Here is a 19,001-nt window from a genome sequence, read left to right on the forward strand (position 1 = left end):
GCCTTAGCTCCTTATTTTCGGATTGAAAATTTCGTCCATGCCCGTGTTCATCAGATAAAGCGAGAAGGTAATGACGGCAATCGCCAGCGCCGCAGGAATGAAAGCCCACCACGCCCCAGCTACCGGCGCTTCAAACACAAGTGCCCAGTTCATCAGAATGCCGAGCGAGATCGTATTATACGGCCCCAGTCCCAGCATGGAGATGGAAGCTTCGGACAGAATGCCCGATGCCGTCTGGAGCACAAAAGCCATCACCACATAAGACGCGATATACGGCAAAATCTCATGGATAATGATACGCGGCGTACTGTGTCCCGAAATTTTCGCAATATGCACATGATCCCGGCTGCGCAGAGATGTCGTCTGGGCTCGCACAGCCCGGGCCGTCCAAGGCCAGCTGGTTATACCGATAATGATCGCCGTTACCAGGGAACTGCGTGAATCAATGCTGACCGAGATCAAGATCAGGATGATGAACGAAGGAATAACAATGAAAATATTGGTGATCGCCGTCAGAAAGTTATCCAGCATTCCCCCGATGTATCCCGACACCAGGCCCATAACCAAACCGATAACGGTCGCAAACACACCTGCAATCAGCCCCACACGTACGGATGTCTGGATGCCATACATCAATTCAAGGAAGATGTCCCGTCCAAAATTGTCCGATCCTAGTAACAGGCCATCGCCAGGTGGCTGGAACGCCATTGCAATCATCTCAAGGGGGTCACTGCGATTAATGAGCGGATAGATCGTAACCAAGAGCAACATGCCGACAAAAGTCACCGCACCGATCATGAATTTGGGTGACTTCAGCAAAATAGAGATCGAATGCTTCATATCACTGTTCCTCCATTTGAGCGGCCTTGATGCGCGGGTCAATGAAACCGTAGATTACATCAATAGTGAAATTCGCAAGCAATACAGCAATGGCAATCAGCAGCGTACACCCCGAGATTAGTGGATAATCCAGCTGCCTTATGGCGGTGAACAACCATGTGCCGATGCCCGGATAACTGAAGACAATCTCACAGATGAGTGAACCGCCGACCATCGTACCGATGGAGAGCGCAAGTCCCGTAATTTGCGGCAGCATGGCGTTACGGAACACATAACGCGCAATTCGGCCGTCGCGAATACCCAACAGTTTGCTGTATAACACATAGTCTGAATTCAGCTCATAGATGGACATCTCCCGCATGCCAATGGCCTGACCACCAATGGTCACAAGCACAATGGAGAGAAACGGCAAGGTATGGTGGCGAACCACGGACATGATGAAGTCGAAGCTCAGCTGTGGCACCATCTGGAAGTCATATCCGCCTGATAAAGGGAACCATTTTAGTGATAACGCAAAGACATACAGCATAATAATAGCCAGAGTAAAAAAAGGAATGGAATTGATAAACAATGCTACCGGAAACAGCACTTTATCAAAAACACCCTTCCGGTACGCTGCAATCGCACCGAGCAAATTACCAATGATCCAGCCGACCAGGATGGCCGGAAGTTGAAGCCCCACCGTCCAAGGGACGGCGGAGGCCAGAATGTCCGTCACAGGCTTCGGATACAGTCCAAAGGACGTGCCCAGATTGCCAGTGAACAGATTTTTCAAATAGATGCCGAATTGGGTCCATAGTGGCTGATCAATGCCGAATTCAACCGTAAATGTCTCATACACCCGCTTGATGGAATCCGAGTCGGTCATCCCTGACGTCATTTTGGAAGCGATCATGCTCACCGGGTTACCTTCAATTAGTCTTGGCAAAATAAAATTCAGTCCGATGGCGATGACCAGGGTCAGGCCGTACCAGAATACTTTTTTGGCGACATATCTGGAATAGGCATTCATAGGATTTAGCACCCCCGAGTTTAGCGGATAAGGGCCTTATGTCTGAAGTGGCGTGTCACTTCATCATGTCCTGATTCAATATGAGTTCCTTAATTGTGGATCTGATATAATGCCTTAATACCTGCACCGTCCATCGAGATTTGCGGCGGAATGTTGGTTCCATCTCCTTCCGTCGGGAAACCTTTCCAGACTGATTCGTTCACCGTGTCAAACACCCATGGTCTGTACATCAGCGGAATGGAAGGGATATCTTTTAACCAGATCGTATTTAGTTCGGTATACAGTGACTTCAGCTTCGCCTCGTCAGACACAGATGGAATCTCTTCAATAATGGCGTCTGCACGGTCATTTTGATAACGTCCCCAGTTCCAGAATGCCATCTCACCCATTGGGGCAACCCCTTTGGAGTACATGATCGTCATCGCGCGGTTCCATGGCTGGCTTGGGCTGACCCCGCCTGCAGGTGTGTTCATGATGATATCGAATTTGCCGGTTTGCAGATCATTGGTCCATACCGGGGATTCCGGGAATTTGGTACGAATTTCAATCCCTATGGCCTTGGCGCTCTGCGCTACGATCTCCAGGGCAGCGTTCCAGTCAGACCAGCCGTAAGGACATTCAACCTCGAAAGGTCCGAGGCGTGTGCCGTTAAGAACACGGATGCCGTCTTTGCCTTTGGTTGCTCCAATCTTGTCGAGCAGAGCGTTGGCTCCTTCAATATCCATCGTCCACTGCAAAGACTTGATGGCATCTTGGTCAATATATTTGGACTCGGCGTCCGAGTTCAAGGTCAGGGAAGGCTGCATTGGTGCGGAATATCCGCTCATGGCCAGCTCCGAAATTTTTTCATAGTTGATGCTCATGGCTATTGCACGGCGAACGTCAGCATTATCGAGTCCGGCTTTGGACAGATTGAAGAAAATGCTTGGCATGGAACCGGGCAGATAATACGGCGCATCTTTCAGATACGTTTTGACAGCAGCCCCGCCTTCCCACATCTTCCACACTTGAGGGATGAACTGCTGGGAGACGTCCACTTGCCCACTCTTGAACGCCAGATCTCCTGCGGCATTATCCTTGTAGATTACATGGGTGATGTACTTCGGTGCAGGCAGCTTGCCGAACAATTTTTGTCCCCAGTAGTTGTCGTCACGTACAATCGTAATTTTCTGGTCGTTGTAAAAGTGAAGCTTATATGCTCCGGTTCCCACCGGATTATCATTAACCTCTTTGCGAATCGCGGTCAGATCATTATTGTTCTTCTTCTCGATCTCTTCCCAGATATGCTTCGGCAGCATCGGGATCAGTTCAATGCTGTCCAGTACAGTCAGCTTGTTGGGGTTATCAGGATTCAGTTTAATTTCCACGGCCTGCGCTCCATCCGCTTTCACTTCACTGATGTAGGTCCAGAAGCTGCTCCAGTTGATATCGTATTTTTTGCCCAATTCATAGGTGTACACAACATCATCTGCTGTAAAAGCCGTTCCATCGCTCCACTTCGCATCCGCATTCAACTCAATGCGCAGCGTGGTTTCATCCGTCCATTCATACGAATTGCCCAAGAGAGGTTCAAGGCCACCGTCCAGCTGGTTCACCATAAACAGCGTCTCGTACACCAGTTCCCTGGAGTTGCCGTAATTCACTGGGAATGCGGGATTTCCGCTCAACAGATTGAAGTTGGTTGGTGGCCCCCATTGCAATCCATTGATATACAAGGTCTCATTACGCGGAGTCTCCTTGTTGGTCTGTGGTGCAGGTTCGTTCTGGGTTGTCGTGGTCGGTGTATCCACCGTCCCTTGTGGTTCGCTTACTGATGGTGGCTGAACACTTTGGCATCCGGCAAACAATGTGACCGACATGAACAGAGCGACGAGCGGTGTGGCAGCTCTTTTAAATCGCATTCTGAACCCCTCCGTGAATTCATATTGATGTTATTGGAAGCGCTTACTTAAAGTTATTCTATGACTTATCTCACACCAAACATTCCATCTCTTTTCTCAATTTCGAGGCATTATTTATGGGGACAAACGAAATAACCAGCTCCGCATAGGGCAGCTGGTTATTTACCGAATAATGATTACTGATCCACAGAAGGTCAAGAAGAACGGTTTACTTGACGTATCCATTACGAATGGCAAAGACGACCGCCTGTGTGCGGTCTTCCACCTGAATCTTTTGCAAAATACGATGCACATGAGTCTTGACCGTACTCTCTCCAATAAAAAGCTTGCGAGCAATCTCCTCATTTCGTAATCCATAGGCCATCTGCTGCAAAACCTCCAATTCCCGTCCGGTAAACGGTTCCGGCAATGGTTCGTTTTCTACCGTCTCCTTCACTGAATCCGAATGACTCGGGGTTGAACGAATGGCAAGACTGATTACCTTGGCTGCCACCGCCGTGCGGTAAATGGCTTCCCCCCGGTATGCAGCACGAACCGCATCAACGAGTTCATCCGGCGCCGCATCCTTGAGCAGATAACCAACAGCTCCGGCACGTATTCCTTTGTACACATAGTCCTCATGATCGAATGTGGTCAGGATGACCACTTTGCAGTCAGGCAGTATCTTCATTAGCTCCGCTGTCGCTTCCAGTCCGTCTCCTGCTTCCATCTGTACATCCATCAATACGACATGTGGACGAACCTCTGCTGCCAAACGGACTGCTTCATGTCCCCCTCCCGCTTCGCCTACCACTTCCATATCCTGCTGTGCATTAATAATAAAACGTAAGCCATGCCGGACCAGATGCTGGTCATCCACGAGGAGTACACGTATTTCCTGTATGTCCTGCTCCATTAGTGTTCATCACCTCCTATAATCTCCTTCACATCTTGAGGAATAGTCAGGGTTAACTTCATTCCATGTGGATCGACTGCATCAATGGATAAGGAACCGCCTGCCCTCTCACATCTTGCTCTCATACTTGATAGTCCGAAACCGGGAGAGATCGGATTTTCTTTGCGATACATTCCGTTATCTTCCACAATCATATGTAGCTGGTGCTCCTTCTCCAAGATGTCCACCTTCACTTGTGAAGCCTGGGCATGACGAATGATATTCGTTAACGCTTCCTGGAGTACACGATACAATAATTCAGACGTTTCTGGCGTCCAATGACTCGTCTGCTCTTGGGGGGTGAGTTTGATCGTGAAACCTGCCATCTCCCGTATCTCATTCACCAGACTCGTCAAGGCGACCAGCCCGAGGCCTGCTTCATTGCTGCCCATCTGATGAGCAACAGTTCGAACCTCCTGGAGACATTGTCGGACTACTTCAAGCACCGTACCCATCGCTTTGTCGGCTTCCGCTGCATCCATCTTCATCATATATGGCAATGCCTGAAGCTGAACAATAATGGAGGTCAATCGGTTGCCAACACTGTCGTGCAAATCCATCGAGATTCGACTTCGTTCTTCAAGTACGGCATACTGCATCAATCGCACGGTAGCCTGCTCCAACTCCTGATGTGTATCCTGAAGCTCCTGATGGGCCTGTGTCAGTTCAGCGTGCACCTTCTGCAATTCCTCATAATGTCGTTTGCTGTCCTGTCTGCTTTCCCGCCTGATTCTCGCAGCCCAGCATAGAATATAAGTTACAGCATGAGCCATCGAATATACCAGAATCTGATTGGCTTCGTATTCATCCATATAGAGCAGCGCTGCATTCCCGATGATGATAACGAATCCAAGCAATGAAGAACGATGTATAGGCAATTTTAACGCAGTATATCCGATGAGATAAAAGGTTAATTCAAATATGCGATACTCGGCCTCGAAGAACTGGGCATAGAGCAGCGTTACTATCCAAATCACCAATATTCCTAACGTTCGCATTCGCTCATTTCGAAGTGACTGTGGAACCCAAACCAACATAAGGTATGGCAGCCTAACGATCAATCCTGCAACCAACTCGGCCCACGCCAATTCTTTGAAGGGCTCGATCAGACTGTAAAGCAGCAGCAACGTTAAAATAATATCTGCGGTATGATCCAATACCACCTTTTGAATCTGCATCCATTTTGAATCGTTCTGCATAGCCATCCTTTCCAATCCTAAAGTTTGAAACGATTATACACCTCTGCCTTGAAAGCGCTGGACTTTGGCATACAGAAAATAACGCCGGGCAGCGATGCTTCCCAGAGGTAGAAACAACAGAGCATTGCTCAGTGAAACCACCGTATGATGCACATCCCATTGGCTGGCAAGCTGTCTCAACACCATAACTGCGATTAGAAGCACGCTGCTGGCAAGTGATCCCTTGGACATCATTTTGCCTGTAGTTGGATGGATTCGAAGCTGTTCCAGATTTACCCGCCACGCACCAATTCCACAACCTATAATGAGAAAAACAATATATAACAGAATGTTGCCCACTGTTAATGGTGTATTTACTACGCTCGACAGCACCCAATACGCAATGATCGCTGGCAAGACCCATAAACGGGATGTCTTCACTTCCTTCTCCCTTAGCGATAACAATAGAACAATGACAGCTACAATCACAATATTCATCATGTTTTTTTCCTCACCTTCTCCACGTGTTCTCTGATCTACATTCAGTGTAGCCGAATTCAACGGGAGTTAAGTCCACCTATAGATGGACTGGCTCTCTTAACTTCTTCCATCCAGGGGCTTAGTGTGGATATGCATGGTTCCATGAAATGTCATAATGATGAGCAAATGGAGTTCAAAATAAAAAAACTGGCTCCATAAGGAACCAGTGATAGTCTCGTTTTTTACATATCAATTCACGTACACCAACCTACCTGCTCTTCAGAAGCTCACGCAATGTCTGCGGATCGTATGTTGAGACCAGTCGTTTCAAATGTGTGTCCAACCACACCTCATCCTGATCCCACCATTTCAGTTCCAGCAATAAAGCAATGATCTCGTCGTCGAAGCGCTTTTTGATTGGTTTCGCTGGATTGCCACCCACAATGGTGTAAGGCTCGATGTCCTTGGTGACTGTCGCATTGGAAGCGACGATGGCACCGTCTCCAATCGTGACACCCGGCATGATGGTTACATTTTGTCCAATCCAGACGTCATTGCCCAATACTGTGTCTCCCTTAAAAGGCAGCTGATCCAGCGTAGGAGTTACTCTCTCCCAACCACCACCAAAAATATTGAAGGGATACGTCGTCATGCCCTCCATCCGATGATTGGCACCATTCATAATGAATGTCACACCTTCGGCAATTGCACAGAATTTACCGATCACCAGACGATCACCCAGGAAATCATAATGATGCTGAATGCGGTCATAAAATTGCTCGGGTGGACGACTGTTGTCACTATAATACGTATAATCACCGATCAACACATTAGAGCGCGGCGGCAAATTTTGAATGTAACAAACGGTACGAATATTATCATTAGGGAAGAGTTTCGTTTTATCGGGAGCCATATGTGTTCCCTCCTTTTCCTCATTGTACCAAAAAGGGATTCGATCTGACCATCGAATCCCTTTTCTCATTCTCCATAGAACAACGTTACTCTACCGGAGAAATTTCTTATTTAGATGTAAGTGTGACTTGTGCAGCCGTTTGATCCCAATCCACGGTCAGTCCCAGTCCTTCAGAGATGAAGCGTACCGGCACAAGTGTGCGACTATTCTTGATAATCGCTGGTGCATCGATTTCGAGCGTTTCACCATTCACCGTTGCCGTGCTGCTTCCGATCTGGAGCACAAGCGTCTGGTCATTCAGAACGGCTGTTACCGTTTTCGCTGTTTTGTCCCATGTTATTTCTGCACCCAAAGCTTCAAGGATGGCGTTCACGGGTACCATGACCCGGCCACTTTGCTCTAGCGGGTCCTGATCCGGGAACGTAATTGCTTTTCCATCAAGGGATACAGTAATTGCTTTGTCTGTTGTTCCTGTTCCGTTATCCGTGCCCGTATCTTCGGAAGTCTCAGGCAAAGGTGTTACTTCACGTCCAAGCTGCTCTTGCAGATTGGCAAGTCGGTTCAGGGCAAACGTCGTCAGCGATCCCGCTGCCATGGAGCCCATGCCCCCGCCTCCGCCAAAGTTACCGCCAGGACGTGTCTGGGTATTGCCTGTGCTGTCTGTTGTTCCTGTTCCCGTTGTGCCATCCGGCGGTGTTGTACCATCGGGAGGTGTCATGCCTTCAAAACCTTCCGGAGGCGTCATACCTTCCATGCCCTCTGGTGGTGTCATGCCTTCGAATCCTTCTGGTGGTGTACCACCCATGCCACCCATACCGCCTGTTGCATCAGCGTTGGCAGAGTATGCAATGTTGGATTCAAACTGCTCAGTTGTGTAGAATTTCGTTGGATCTGCTTCTACATATGGACGAATGATATCAGCCAGACCTGTGATACGGTCCTGAATGCCTTCCATATAATCCGTCAACTCATTGACGTAGCTCAAGTATTTTTCCTTATACTCAGGCACGGCCAGCAGGTTGTTGATCATCGGTACATTTTCCATGCTAATGCCCAGTACTGGTTCGTCCACAGATACGTTCGTTGCGTTGGTGTTGGTCGTCGTTGATCCTGCTGTTCCACGTCCGCCTCCACCGGAGTATCCATTAAAGGACATGTTAAAGTCCCAAGGTACAACTGTGAATTTGCCAGCCGCATCGCCGTAGAGCATGTAGTTATGCCCTTTGTCGCCGCTATAGCTGTCATAGTTGCCAAAGACCATGTTGCCCGCGATATATTTCAGTGCCGAATCCACATCCAGCACACTCTCGATATCACCTTTTTCACCTTCAGGCATGTCATTCAGCGTTTTGATGAAGTTTTTGAGTTTGGTTTTATTCTCGTCCGTACCCAAATCTTCGGTGATGGTGCTGTAGTCACTGCCTTCTGAATATTGCAGGTAACTCTTCTCATCTGTATCGTAGAGGACACCGTCCTCATAATCTTCACCGTAATTGCGTTCCAGGTAACTGTCATCTACTGCTTCGACCCCGGTATAGAAACCAACCAGTTCGCCGTTGATATACAGATTTACGTAGTTCGTCATCGGTACATCCATGCCAATGCTGCGCAGCGCTTCATAATGAAGAACTTCACGCATGTACGATGGATCGGCGTAGTTGTTGTTCAGGACCATTTTATCCAGACCGAGCAGGGATTGTGTTTTGTCGTATTTATCGAACTTCAGTCTGAAGCTGTAACGGTCGGAATCTTGCATCGAGGCTACGGATTTCAAAGTCAGATTACCCTTGGTGGAGAAACCAACGTTATCCAGCTTGTTACCGTCAACTTCCACACTTACCTTCTTATAATCCTTATCCAGCGGGCTTTCGAGCATGCTCTTCCAGTCTGCATCATCAATCGTAACATTCACATCAATGACGTTGTCCGTTTGGAACAACGATTCATAGGCTTGCGTGACGCCTGTGCTAGTGCTTGTATCCTCTGCGGCAAACGCAGCGTTTGGGCTTCCTACCAAAACAAAAGAAGATGATGTTACCATCGTCACGGACAAGGCCGTTACTGCAACTTTACGTAGTAAACTATTCAAATGATGAATCCTCCTTCTTGGTTTCTGTTAAGCACCTTAGGCTTATGAAACCATGGTAGAGGACAAACCTTTAATGAATCTTAAATCAATGATTCACAACAAAAAGTAGCCCATCAGGCTACATAAGTTGAACTATAAATGTTACACCTTATCACTCCGATTGCAGTACCATTTTCCGATCGCTCTTATCCCCAGATTTTCATCATTCCCTTTGTCCAAGGGAAAAAATCCGGTGATAAAGGCGAACGCTTCGCTTCTTCAAATTGGTTCTGCACTCTCCGTTTAAGTGTAAAATTGAGCTTCAACTTATATAGACGCCTGCCAGGCTACTTGTTCTGATCCTTTACTGCTCGGTAACGGTAACACCTGCTGCTTTGTAGTAGTCCTCATTCACGTTGTTTAGAATGTTGGCCTTCAGCAGAATGCCTACTCCGGCAAAGAGTCCTATTCCATTTGCGTTACCTTCGATTCGGTTATTTTCAATCAACACATTCTCCGGGTTTCCTTCGCCAATATTGCCCGCTCCAGCATCGCCTTTGTCGCGCTCAAGCCGCACGCCCCAGTAGCCGCTGGCAGTATTGTTACGGATCACATTGCCGCGTATTACTGTGCCCGGTCCGTTCAGCACTTTGATTCCTGCCGCATCTGCAATCGTGGTTGTACTCTCGATGAGATTATTCTCGATTAATGTATCTGGGGTGCCCATGGTTACCGAAATGCCGATTTGGCTGTTTGTGATCGTGTTGTCATGAATGTAGTTTCCATTGCCCGACTTGCTGTGGTTGCTGGGTGCTGAACCCCCTGTATTGCCAAGCCCGATCCCTGCGCCTGTCAGCACATCGGTAATGACATTGCCTGAGATTTCATTCAAATATTCCTGTTCACCATGAAGATCAATAGCATCCAGCTTCGTTCCGTTAAATGTATTGCCACGCAGCACGTTGTTATGGGCAACAAACTGGATCAACGCTCCATGTCTGAGATAAGGTCCCTCAAACGTACTGTTCTCCACCACATTCCATATCGTATCATTGTCAAAGCCGAGCCGATCGGTCTTGGCCGTTCCCTGAATGGAAATTCCGTAGCCTGAGCCCCCAGGGCCCAGATCTGTTGCATTACGGAATGTTGCATGCTTCACAACGACATCTCGGCTGTGTTCGATGCGGATAGCCATTCGTTTGAATTTCTCCACAATTATGCCGTCGATCGTAATGTCATACGATGGTTCCTCACCATAGTTGGCGATGTGGATCATGCTATCCGGCCCCCCCTGCGGAGGGATTGTTGGATTTGTGATCGGTTGAGTAGCTGCCAGACCAGGATGATGTTATGGTCATGTTGGATACGAGAATGCTGTGCTGAGCCGATGCTTTCAGGACGGCGCTGCCCGTCACCTGATCCAGCGATGTCTTGAGCACGGTTCCTCCACTGCTCTCTCCTCTCAGGTTCACCCCGGATTTGAGGATCAGGTTGGTGGTTCCATCCGGCCCGGACAACAAATTGTACACTCCATTAGGCAAAAACACTTCATCACCAACGTTAGCCTCATCAATGGCGGCCTGTATTGCAGGTCGATCATCACTCGTATTATCAGCCAGATCTGCTCCGTAATCCCGTACATCAATCGTACGTCCGGTTACAGCATGAGGAGAATGGATAGTATGCGATGTTCCATCTGTCTCCGTCAGTCCTGGAGCGATAAAGGGCACCGTCCCTTCAGGTGGTTGTGGCTCAATGTACGGAATCAGGGCAACAGGCGTTCCTCCCCCTGCATAAGGGGCATACAGATGCACATCGGTCAGACTTGTATAAATACTGGAATCAGAATTGCCATGCCCAGTGATCCGTACATAACGTGCAGAAGTGTCCGGGATATCAAATGCCTGCATTTCTGTTGTATCCCCACTGCTTTCGCCATTGAATACCTGGGTCCAATGATTCCCGTCAACAGACGTTTCTACCTCAAAAAAGGTCTTCCTGACATCCCCTTTGTAAAAACCAATCCCAACATAGCCCACTTGCTGAGCCTGACCCAGATCAAACGTGATCCATTGCCCCTCTCCGGCAACAGACCAGCGTGTATAACTGTTATTGTCGATGGTATTGGTCGCCAGGTTGCCATCGCTACCACTTGCCGAGACGAAAGCAACAGGCAAGGATGATACCGGAACGACAAGGGTGGTTATATCGGTTGATAAAGCACTGCTGACGTTGCCGGCTTCATCAATCGCCCTCACTTGAAACGTGTACGATGTTCCGGCTGCAAGTCCGCTGTCACGAAATGACTGTTTGCCTTGTTCAGCCAGCAAAACTCCATCCCGATAAATCCGGTAGGCAGATACAGCTGTATCATCGCTGGCCGCTGGCCATCTCAGTTCCGTAAAATCCGTTCCCCAGTTTCGAATCTCAAGTATAGCTCCCTGCTCCCATTCTGGTGACTGCGTGTCACTGCCTTCTTCGATTAAAGCAATGACCGTTAACTGTGGACGCGGATTACTCGTTCCGTTGGCTTCCTTGGTGTATACGTTCACGGAAACACCTGTTGATTCCGCATCTGCGAGCAAAAATGCAACCTGCCCCGCATCTGAACGACTCTTCACATAATCGGTTACATCCACTTCATAGACGGCTGGGCTTCCATTACGATCTGCCGTGACCTGGAATTTGCCAAGCAGCGAACTTTCGCTGAGACTTTGGACCGGAGCATTCGACCAGGTTAACGATGATTCGCTCCAGTCTGTTTCATCCAAACCGTAAAGAGACAACTCTGTATCGATATTCGATGTGCCTTTCTTGGCGGCAATCCGTAGCCGATACCGATCTCCTTCTGGCTCATTTCCGGACATATCAAATTTGAAATATACATATTTCTTGGTCGATAAAGTGGAAGAGATGCTTAGTAATCCGGTGCTGGAGCCCGTGGCCTGATTGAAATTCAGATCCGGCTTGCTGCTGTCAATCGCCGCATCGTCGCTTGGCAGCTTGCTGGCGATGACCTTTTCAATCAACGGTTTTTCTTCTTCCTCTTCTTGATCTCCAGGCGAAGTGTCTTCGGGATTGTTTTTGAAAATAATGGGCTCCGTAACAATCCGGTTCTTCACATGTTCATCAAGGAAGGTCCATGCCTCCGCATTGGCAACCTCGGAAGCCGTTCCTGTAAATCCATGACCCTGACCGGGTACGACTTTCATATCCACAATCGAGACACCCGCAGATTGGAGCTGTCCCGCGAAAGTAACACTGTCGGTGTAAGGAATGGTGGCATCAGCATCACCGTGCCGAATCCAGAACGGTGGATCATCCGGTGAAGCATACGTGCCCGGCATGGCAAGTCTGGCCTGCTCCGGAACATCGAACGCACGATGCCCGCCAAGCAGAGCTGTGACCGAGCTATAGTTATTGGCAAATGTCGTCGTAAAATCAGCGGGTCCGTACCAGTCGGCGACCGCCTGCACTTTGTCGGAATACTCAGGCCATCCGCCAGAACCTTCAAGATCAGGTACATCTACCGTCACCCCTGTATCGAGCTCTACAGTGTCACCAGCGACCATGTCTCCTGTTGTGCCGAGTAATGCAGCCAGATGGCCGCCCGCAGATGATCCCCAAACGCCGATGCGACTCGGGTCCAGATTGTACTGGGCTGCATGGGCCCGCAAATATCGGATAGCGAGCTTTACATCCTGAATCTGGGCAGGGAACGGCGCCTCAGGCGTCAGCCGGTAGTCCAGAGATACACCGATATAACCGCGTTTAAGTACATAATTGCATATGGAGTTCAATGCCTGCTTCCGGTCCCCGTGATTCCATCCACCTCCATGGATATAGACCATGACCGGCATCGGTTCAGCTGCCGCTGTCTCGGGAACAGCAATGGATGAATAGATTGCTCGCCCACCAGCCGTGCCAATCTCCACATCCTCGTATAAAGTCACTCCTTGTGGTGGCGTAAATTCAGTATTCTCCTCTCCAGGCGGCACTGGGGATGGGGCAGGCGTTATACCGGGAATAGCCTGACCGTAAATGGCAACATTGTCGATATACATGTTGGCCTGCATGGCATCTCCTGTCCGAAAACGAATTTTCACTGTGCTGTTATTGTTCGCTTCCGAACCCAGCGTCCAGCTTTTTAGCGTATTCCCTTCCTTGTTCTTCACGTCAGGAGTGCCTGGGGGAAGTTCAAATGTCTCCAGCGTTGCCCAGGAACTGCCTCCATCCTTCGACCATTCGATAATGATGCTTCCGCTTATATAGGACGACGCACGTGTGTAATAGCTCAGCCGAATATTTCCGTATCCAGTCAGATCAAGTGGCAGCGCAAGTGCATCTGTTCCGTCAATCTTGATCATGTTGGGCAACGAGGGGGCGGTTGTGGAAGACGATGTTTTGGCCTTACTTCCACCTCCCCCTTCCTGCAGCCAGGGAGCTCTCAATGCAATTCCGCCTGTAGAGCCAAAATTGTCCGGATCATCAAAGTTTTCCGCGTAAATTTCCAGCTCTGGGCCCTCCGGATCTGGGATATTTTCTTCCTGCGTAGTATTTAAAATAGAATGAGGAACAGCGTCTTCCATCGCCCGGACTTCATGCACGGGAACGGCAATACCGCTAATGAGTATGACAGACATGGCAACAAGTACAACCCGCTTCTTCCACGTTTTGAACACGTCATTCACTTGTATCCCCTCCGTATTCAGCTGACTTGCCACTCCGATGACAGAACAACCTTCCGATCGCTGTTATCGTGTAAAATGTATAGTTCAACTTAAATCGTTAGCGACGCGGTGCCGACACTCCCTCACCCTTATTGAATTTCTCGGTGGCTTCTTTGATTGCCTGATCGCCACCTTTGGATTTCCATTCCTCTACCACTTTCGGCCAATCGGAAATTGGCTCCTTACCATAAACCATCTTGATCATGTGTGTGAGCAATACTTGAGGAGGTGTATCCGAATTGGGAGCAATATCGGGATTCTGTACAAAAGCTTCCAAACGCGGATCAAAGTTGATGCCATCCCGACCTTCTTTGGCTAAGATGGTATCGTAAATATTCATCAGCTTTCTGCCTTCCTCTGTCAGCGATAACGAGCCTTTATTGTACGTTGTGTCCTGTACGAACCATAAGAACGACTGACGGTAACGCTCTTCGTCCACACCAGCAGAGTCTGTTGGCGCTGTGTATGAAATCACGCCATTATCCTCTGTGTAGGTCTCTCCTTCTGTGCCGTATGTGAAAAACTTTTCGGCTTCGTCAGACACCATCCAGTTAAAGAAACGGATAATGGAAGCCGGATCAGCCGCATCCTTATTAATAAAGTAGGCACGTGTCACCGGACCGTACAAATAATAACCGCCCTTTCCGTCGGGGCCGACAGGGGAAGGAATAATCTCGATTTTCGCATCGGGAACCGACGCTTTAATCTGCTTCTCCCATTGGATCAGTTCGTTGGCATTCATGGACCACATGCCCGCCTTGCCAGAGAGAATCGTGTTTTTGAATACGGTGGAATTGATGGTCGCGAACTCTTTGTTGATCAGCCCTTCTTCGTACATCGTCTTATAGACAGTGAGGGCTTGCTGCATATTCTCGTTATCCATGAACTTCGGTACAACCTGGTCGCCCTGCTGCTCCATCATGGACAGGAATTGCTGTACGTCATAGGCACCGAAAAAGGTATCTGCATATTTGAAATCCTCACGCCCCATATATGGATTCTCCACGCCGAGCTTCTTGAAGGCCCGCAAAACATCCATTGTCTCCTCAACCGTAGTAGGCACCGGCAGTCCCGTTTGATCCAGCAGATCCTTGCGAATCCAGGTTGCCCGGCGGGATGGATTGGATAAATATTCGGGGATGGCATAGATATGGCCGTCATGAGTTACCTGGTCCCAGGCTTCCTTCGGTACGGCTTTGAGCAAATCTTGCCCGTACTGCTGCAACAGTTCATCCAGCGGCTGAAATACTCCAGCTTCGACCGAGCCGGCCATCTCTTTGCCGTTGACGCCTCCGTCACCCTGCACCACGTCAGGAATATCATTGGTGGCAAACATCTGAACCATTTTCTGTTCATATTCCTTATGGGGCACCAGGACAATTTTCAGATCGGTATTCGTCAGATCCTCGAGTTTCTTCACCCATTGATCCTTGTTAATGTCGGGTGACTTCTCCACATACGTATACGCCAGCGTACGTAGTGAAATGGAGAATTTTGTTTTGCCGTCTCCCCCGCCCTCACCGGATGCCGCTCCGCTGCCTTTGTTGCACCCCGTCATGACAGCTGCCGCCAGCAATAGCGCCATGCCTGAGACCATCCACTTTTTCATGCTACCCCTCTTTTCATCCTGATTTAGGTACCACTCGTTGATGAAGCGCTTTCAAATAGATGTTAAAACATCCCCACCGCCTGAAACAATGGGGATGTTTTAGATGAGATTGCGTTTTCTTTAGGTCAGCACTCCCTAGTACGTCTTGGATACCTCGATCTTTTTCGTTACACTGTTGTCGGTAAAATAGAGATGGATGCCGTGATCCTGGTCATCAATGAAATAGGGGACATACTTCGGCTCCTCGATCTTATATGGTACCAGCAGCGTTACAATTCTATGGCTTGAAGCAGGGCGCGTTTCTGCGCTCAGATGATAATGTCTTTCCAGCCCTTTGTACTCTGCCGGGTCCACCTCTGCGAATTGATCCGTCTGGCTGAGCGACAACTCACCGGAGGAAGCATATACAAACGTCCCTTCAAGCCCCGCCTTATTACCGTTTAGACGGAAGCTCTGCCCTTTCAGCTGCAGCGGGTGCAGTGCATGGAACAACCATTGAACGCTGTCCGGCTTATCCAGATCAATGTGGTCCACAATGACGAAGTAGGAGGATTGCAAAAAATGAATCTCCCGTACAACACGCTTCACATGGGGTACGGTGCTGGCATAGGCATCGGTCGCTACCGCGCGCACATAACCATCGCCATCCCGCCAATAGGCCTCTTCGATCTGCCCAGTTGCGGCCATATTCAGCACCTTGTTGTTCTCAGCATACTGACCTGTTCCACCAATCAGCAGGTTGTTTTTGGAGCGAGTCTGCCTGCGCCATTCCCGATGAAAGGAGCTGCCGTGCGCGATATAATAGCCCGTATCCGCCGCGAGCGGCTCACCGAATGCATGCAGGGTAAAGCTGTTCTGATCCGCATGACTGTGGCTGATGGAGCCATAACGGCTCGACTTGAGCAGCAGCATAACATGCTCATCCGGATCGTCCATCCGGTGATGCATGGCTACCCACCCCACATCACGGAACCACTTAAGTGGCTCGATGTCCACAGGCGACTCTTCCTCCACCTGCGGATAATCGTGGCGGTATACCAGATCGTCAAAGTTAAAGTCCCACCAACCGTAGTTATAAAAAGCTCCCTCTGTCCCCGGATCGGATTGGCGAACACGCTCAAAGTACCACTGGTACCAGCGGTTGCCTGTAACACCTGCCAGTTGGCGGACAAGATAGCCTGTTTTCAAGTTTACCGGGTCACCCAGCGTAGACTGATCTCCAAAGCTGACGCGACGAGCATCGGGCGGGTACACATAGAGTGGAAAATCCCCGGTACGCTGGAAGAACGGCCGACGGAAGAAGTCGATGCCCGCATAGTTTCGCAACAAATTCATCGCTTCGGTCACATAGGCCATGCCTGTTGTCCAATACATTGGACCTTCGGCCCAACCTCCATCACTTCCTCCCCAAGGGGAGTACAGACAGGCATAATAATCGATCGCATAATCCAGCCACTCTGCAGCCTGCTGCTCCTCATGCAACAAGGCCATACAGCAGGGCACAAGCACGGAGGATAATGAACGCACGGCATGGCTGTCATAAGGCACATGATGGATTTTCGAGCGAACCATCACATGCTGGGCCACCTGTTCTGTCCGCCGCAGCAAGCTGCGCCTTACCACCTCTTGCTCATCACTGGTCAACTCATCATGCAGCCAATCATAGCCCCAAGCGAGCGCGGCGGCGACCCGAAAAGCCGCCTCATCGTTATAATCACGGGAGGTCGTTCCCTCCGTATCCCAAGCCGCCACATGCAATAGCCAGGTTTTGGCTGCTCCAAGCAACCGTTCGTCACGTAGCACCCGCCCAGCGATGCTGAGATGACGAATCGCATATAACGTTTCCTGACAGTCAATGTACATTTGCCTCCAGAGCGGAGCGACACGTTTGTTCTCCGGGTAAGGCATCGGTTCGCTGATCAGCTCGCGGTTGGCCCACGGTTCCACGGAATTTGCCATAAACACATCCCAGCCGCAATATGTAGCATCTGACGCAATGGCATCCGCAAGTTCCGTTAGCCCGTTCTCTCCGAGCCATAGCCGAGGGTGAGACGTTTCCGTGGCAACATATCGCTGTGCCCGAGAAGGTATCGGTGTCTCGGGTAATCCCGCTGGTACCGTAAACCGCCTCACCTCACTCCATGCCGACATTTCCTGCTGCTTCCCCAGCACGGCGTCCGCTTTTACTTCGCTATCTTCCTGCACTGGTTGATCTACAAGCAGCGCATATCGCCAATAATACTCCCCAGGTTGCAGCACCCGGTCAGGCGTGAAAAAGTTATACGGGAGCGGCGCAAAGGTCATCGTCTCTTCTTCCTGAAAAGAAGGTCCCACCGACACCTGCAGCAAATAGGCATTCTCATCCTCTTGCTGCGCCGCCATCCAGGTAAATCTCGGCGGATTTTCTGCAAGAACGGTATGTTCATCAGGAGCGTAGTCCACATGGAACGGCCCGCTGATTGGTTGGTACAACGGTCTTTCTGCAAGCTTCCGCTTCACTTCCATCGTATCGTCCCCTCCTTATCGCAATGGTGTAGCATCAACGCATGTACATTCCGCCATTGATTTCAATCGTTTCTCCGGTTATAAAAGAACCCAGCTCGGAACACAGGTATAGCGCCGCTCCTGCGACATCATCGGGTGTCCCTTCCCGTCCAAGCGGAATGCTGCTTACGGCAGAAGTTCGGCCTTCCGCCGAGGTGAACGTAGCATGGAATGCCGTTTGCCCAATGAAGCCCGGTGAAAGGGCATTGACCGTAATCCCGCCTGGAGCCAGTTCTTTGGCAAGCCCTTTGGTTAACGCAATGACGGCCGCCTTGGAGGCTGCGTAAATAGCTGCACCCGGGCCGCCTCCATTATGAGCCGCTACCGAGGTCAGATTGATAATTCGGCCGCCTCCAGCCGCCCTCATGCCAGGAATGACCGCTTTGGATACAAATACGGCGCTCTTCAGATTGACATCCATAATCCGGCTGTAAAGCTCCTCGCTCATCGTTTCAATGGGGCTCCGTTCCACCAGATGCCCTGCATTATTAATCAACAGATCAATCGGACCGCCGAAGCGGAGTGTGATATCCCCAACCATCGATTCTATGGCATTCGTATCGGTCACATCTGCCTGAAATGCAGCTGCTTCACCGCCAGCATTCCGGATGGCGGCAACGACCTCCTCCGCCCGATCCATATTATGCAGGCCATTCACAGCCACCTTTGCTCCGCAACGTGCCAATGCCCCAGCAATGGCAGCACCAATTCCTCCGCTGGAGCCGGTAACCAGCGCAATTTTGTTCTGCAAGTTGATATTCATGTTCTATCTTCCTCCCTGTTATAGATTTA

General features: G+C 49.7%; 13 protein-coding genes. All 13 read right to left on the reverse strand.

Annotated elements, in window-relative coordinates; all coding sequences use genetic code 11:
- Window positions 1–3 precede the first annotated feature (3 nt).
- Window positions 4–840, reverse strand: a complete 837-nt coding sequence (locus ACR1R9_RS22025; protein WP_063567844.1) for an ABC transporter permease — start codon at window positions 838–840, stop codon at window positions 4–6.
- Window position 841: 1 nt separating this feature from the next.
- Entirely contained in the window at window positions 842–1,852 is a 1,011-nt protein-coding gene (locus tag ACR1R9_RS22030; RefSeq protein ID WP_063567843.1) for an ABC transporter permease, read from the reverse strand.
- Between the two features lie 89 nt (window positions 1,853–1,941).
- Entirely contained in the window at window positions 1,942–3,753 is a 1,812-nt protein-coding gene (locus tag ACR1R9_RS22035) for an ABC transporter substrate-binding protein (RefSeq protein ID WP_099855589.1), read from the reverse strand.
- Between the two features lie 208 nt (window positions 3,754–3,961).
- Window positions 3,962–4,648, reverse strand: a complete 687-nt coding sequence (locus ACR1R9_RS22040; protein WP_433922712.1) for a response regulator — start codon at window positions 4,646–4,648, stop codon at window positions 3,962–3,964.
- On the reverse strand, window positions 4,648–5,865 hold the full coding sequence (locus ACR1R9_RS22045; RefSeq protein ID WP_433922711.1) for a sensor histidine kinase: 1,218 nt from the start codon (window positions 5,863–5,865) through the stop codon (window positions 4,648–4,650). Before ACR1R9_RS22045 ends, ACR1R9_RS22040 begins: the two co-directional genes overlap by 1 nt.
- A gap of 54 nt (window positions 5,866–5,919) precedes the next feature.
- Window positions 5,920–6,426 (reverse strand): hypothetical protein, encoded by a 507-nt coding sequence (locus ACR1R9_RS22050; RefSeq protein WP_433922710.1) that lies wholly within the window; start codon window positions 6,424–6,426, stop codon window positions 5,920–5,922.
- Window positions 6,427–6,613: 187 nt separating this feature from the next.
- Window positions 6,614–7,258, reverse strand: coding sequence for a Vat family streptogramin A O-acetyltransferase (locus tag ACR1R9_RS22055; RefSeq protein WP_433922709.1), 645 nt, complete (start codon window positions 7,256–7,258; stop codon window positions 6,614–6,616).
- Window positions 7,259–7,364: 106 nt separating this feature from the next.
- A complete protein-coding gene (locus ACR1R9_RS22060) occupies window positions 7,365–9,347 on the reverse strand; it encodes a CotH kinase family protein (RefSeq protein WP_433922708.1) in 1,983 nt (660 codons plus the stop codon).
- A 343-nt stretch (window positions 9,348–9,690) separates the two neighbouring features.
- Window positions 9,691–10,602, reverse strand: a complete 912-nt coding sequence (locus ACR1R9_RS22065) for a right-handed parallel beta-helix repeat-containing protein (RefSeq protein ID WP_433922707.1) — start codon at window positions 10,600–10,602, stop codon at window positions 9,691–9,693.
- A gap of 1 nt (window position 10,603) precedes the next feature.
- Window positions 10,604–14,050 carry an alpha/beta hydrolase fold domain-containing protein gene (locus ACR1R9_RS22070; protein WP_433948890.1) on the reverse strand — a complete coding sequence of 1,149 codons (3,447 nt, stop codon included), beginning with the start codon at window positions 14,048–14,050 and terminating at the stop codon, window positions 10,604–10,606.
- A gap of 64 nt (window positions 14,051–14,114) precedes the next feature.
- The gene (locus tag ACR1R9_RS22075; RefSeq protein WP_197521455.1) at window positions 14,115–15,665 is read right to left on the reverse strand and encodes an extracellular solute-binding protein; all 1,551 of its coding nucleotides are present in this window, start codon (window positions 15,663–15,665) and stop codon (window positions 14,115–14,117) included.
- A 135-nt stretch (window positions 15,666–15,800) separates the two neighbouring features.
- Window positions 15,801–18,170 carry a DUF4962 domain-containing protein gene (locus ACR1R9_RS22080; protein ID WP_433922704.1) on the reverse strand — a complete coding sequence of 790 codons (2,370 nt, stop codon included), beginning with the start codon at window positions 18,168–18,170 and terminating at the stop codon, window positions 15,801–15,803.
- A gap of 34 nt (window positions 18,171–18,204) precedes the next feature.
- Window positions 18,205–18,972, reverse strand: coding sequence for an SDR family NAD(P)-dependent oxidoreductase (locus ACR1R9_RS22085; RefSeq protein ID WP_175383560.1), 768 nt, complete (start codon window positions 18,970–18,972; stop codon window positions 18,205–18,207).
- Window positions 18,973–19,001 lie beyond the last annotated feature (29 nt).

Source organism: Paenibacillus taichungensis (assembly GCF_050994985.1).
GTDB lineage: Bacteria > Bacillota > Bacilli > Paenibacillales > Paenibacillaceae > Paenibacillus > Paenibacillus taichungensis.

Coding starts and splice junctions, on each gene's coding strand:
- ACR1R9_RS22025 (WP_063567844.1), bottom strand. CDS start 840: ATGAAGCATTCGATCTCTATTTTGCTGAAGTCACCCAAATTCATGATC.
- ACR1R9_RS22030 (WP_063567843.1), bottom strand. CDS start 1,852: ATGAATGCCTATTCCAGATATGTCGCCAAAAAAGTATTCTGGTACGGC.
- ACR1R9_RS22035 (WP_099855589.1), bottom strand. CDS start 3,753: ATGCGATTTAAAAGAGCTGCCACACCGCTCGTCGCTCTGTTCATGTCG.
- ACR1R9_RS22040 (WP_433922712.1), bottom strand. CDS start 4,648: ATGGAGCAGGACATACAGGAAATACGTGTACTCCTCGTGGATGACCAG.
- ACR1R9_RS22045 (WP_433922711.1), bottom strand. CDS start 5,865: ATGCAGATTCAAAAGGTGGTATTGGATCATACCGCAGATATTATTTTA.
- ACR1R9_RS22055 (WP_433922709.1), bottom strand. CDS start 7,258: ATGGCTCCCGATAAAACGAAACTCTTCCCTAATGATAATATTCGTACC.
- ACR1R9_RS22065 (WP_433922707.1), bottom strand. CDS start 10,602: ATGATCCACATCGCCAACTATGGTGAGGAACCATCGTATGACATTACG.
- ACR1R9_RS22075 (WP_197521455.1), bottom strand. CDS start 15,665: ATGAAAAAGTGGATGGTCTCAGGCATGGCGCTATTGCTGGCGGCAGCT.
- ACR1R9_RS22080 (WP_433922704.1), bottom strand. CDS start 18,170: ATGGAAGTGAAGCGGAAGCTTGCAGAAAGACCGTTGTACCAACCAATC.
- ACR1R9_RS22085 (WP_175383560.1), bottom strand. CDS start 18,972: ATGAATATCAACTTGCAGAACAAAATTGCGCTGGTTACCGGCTCCAGC.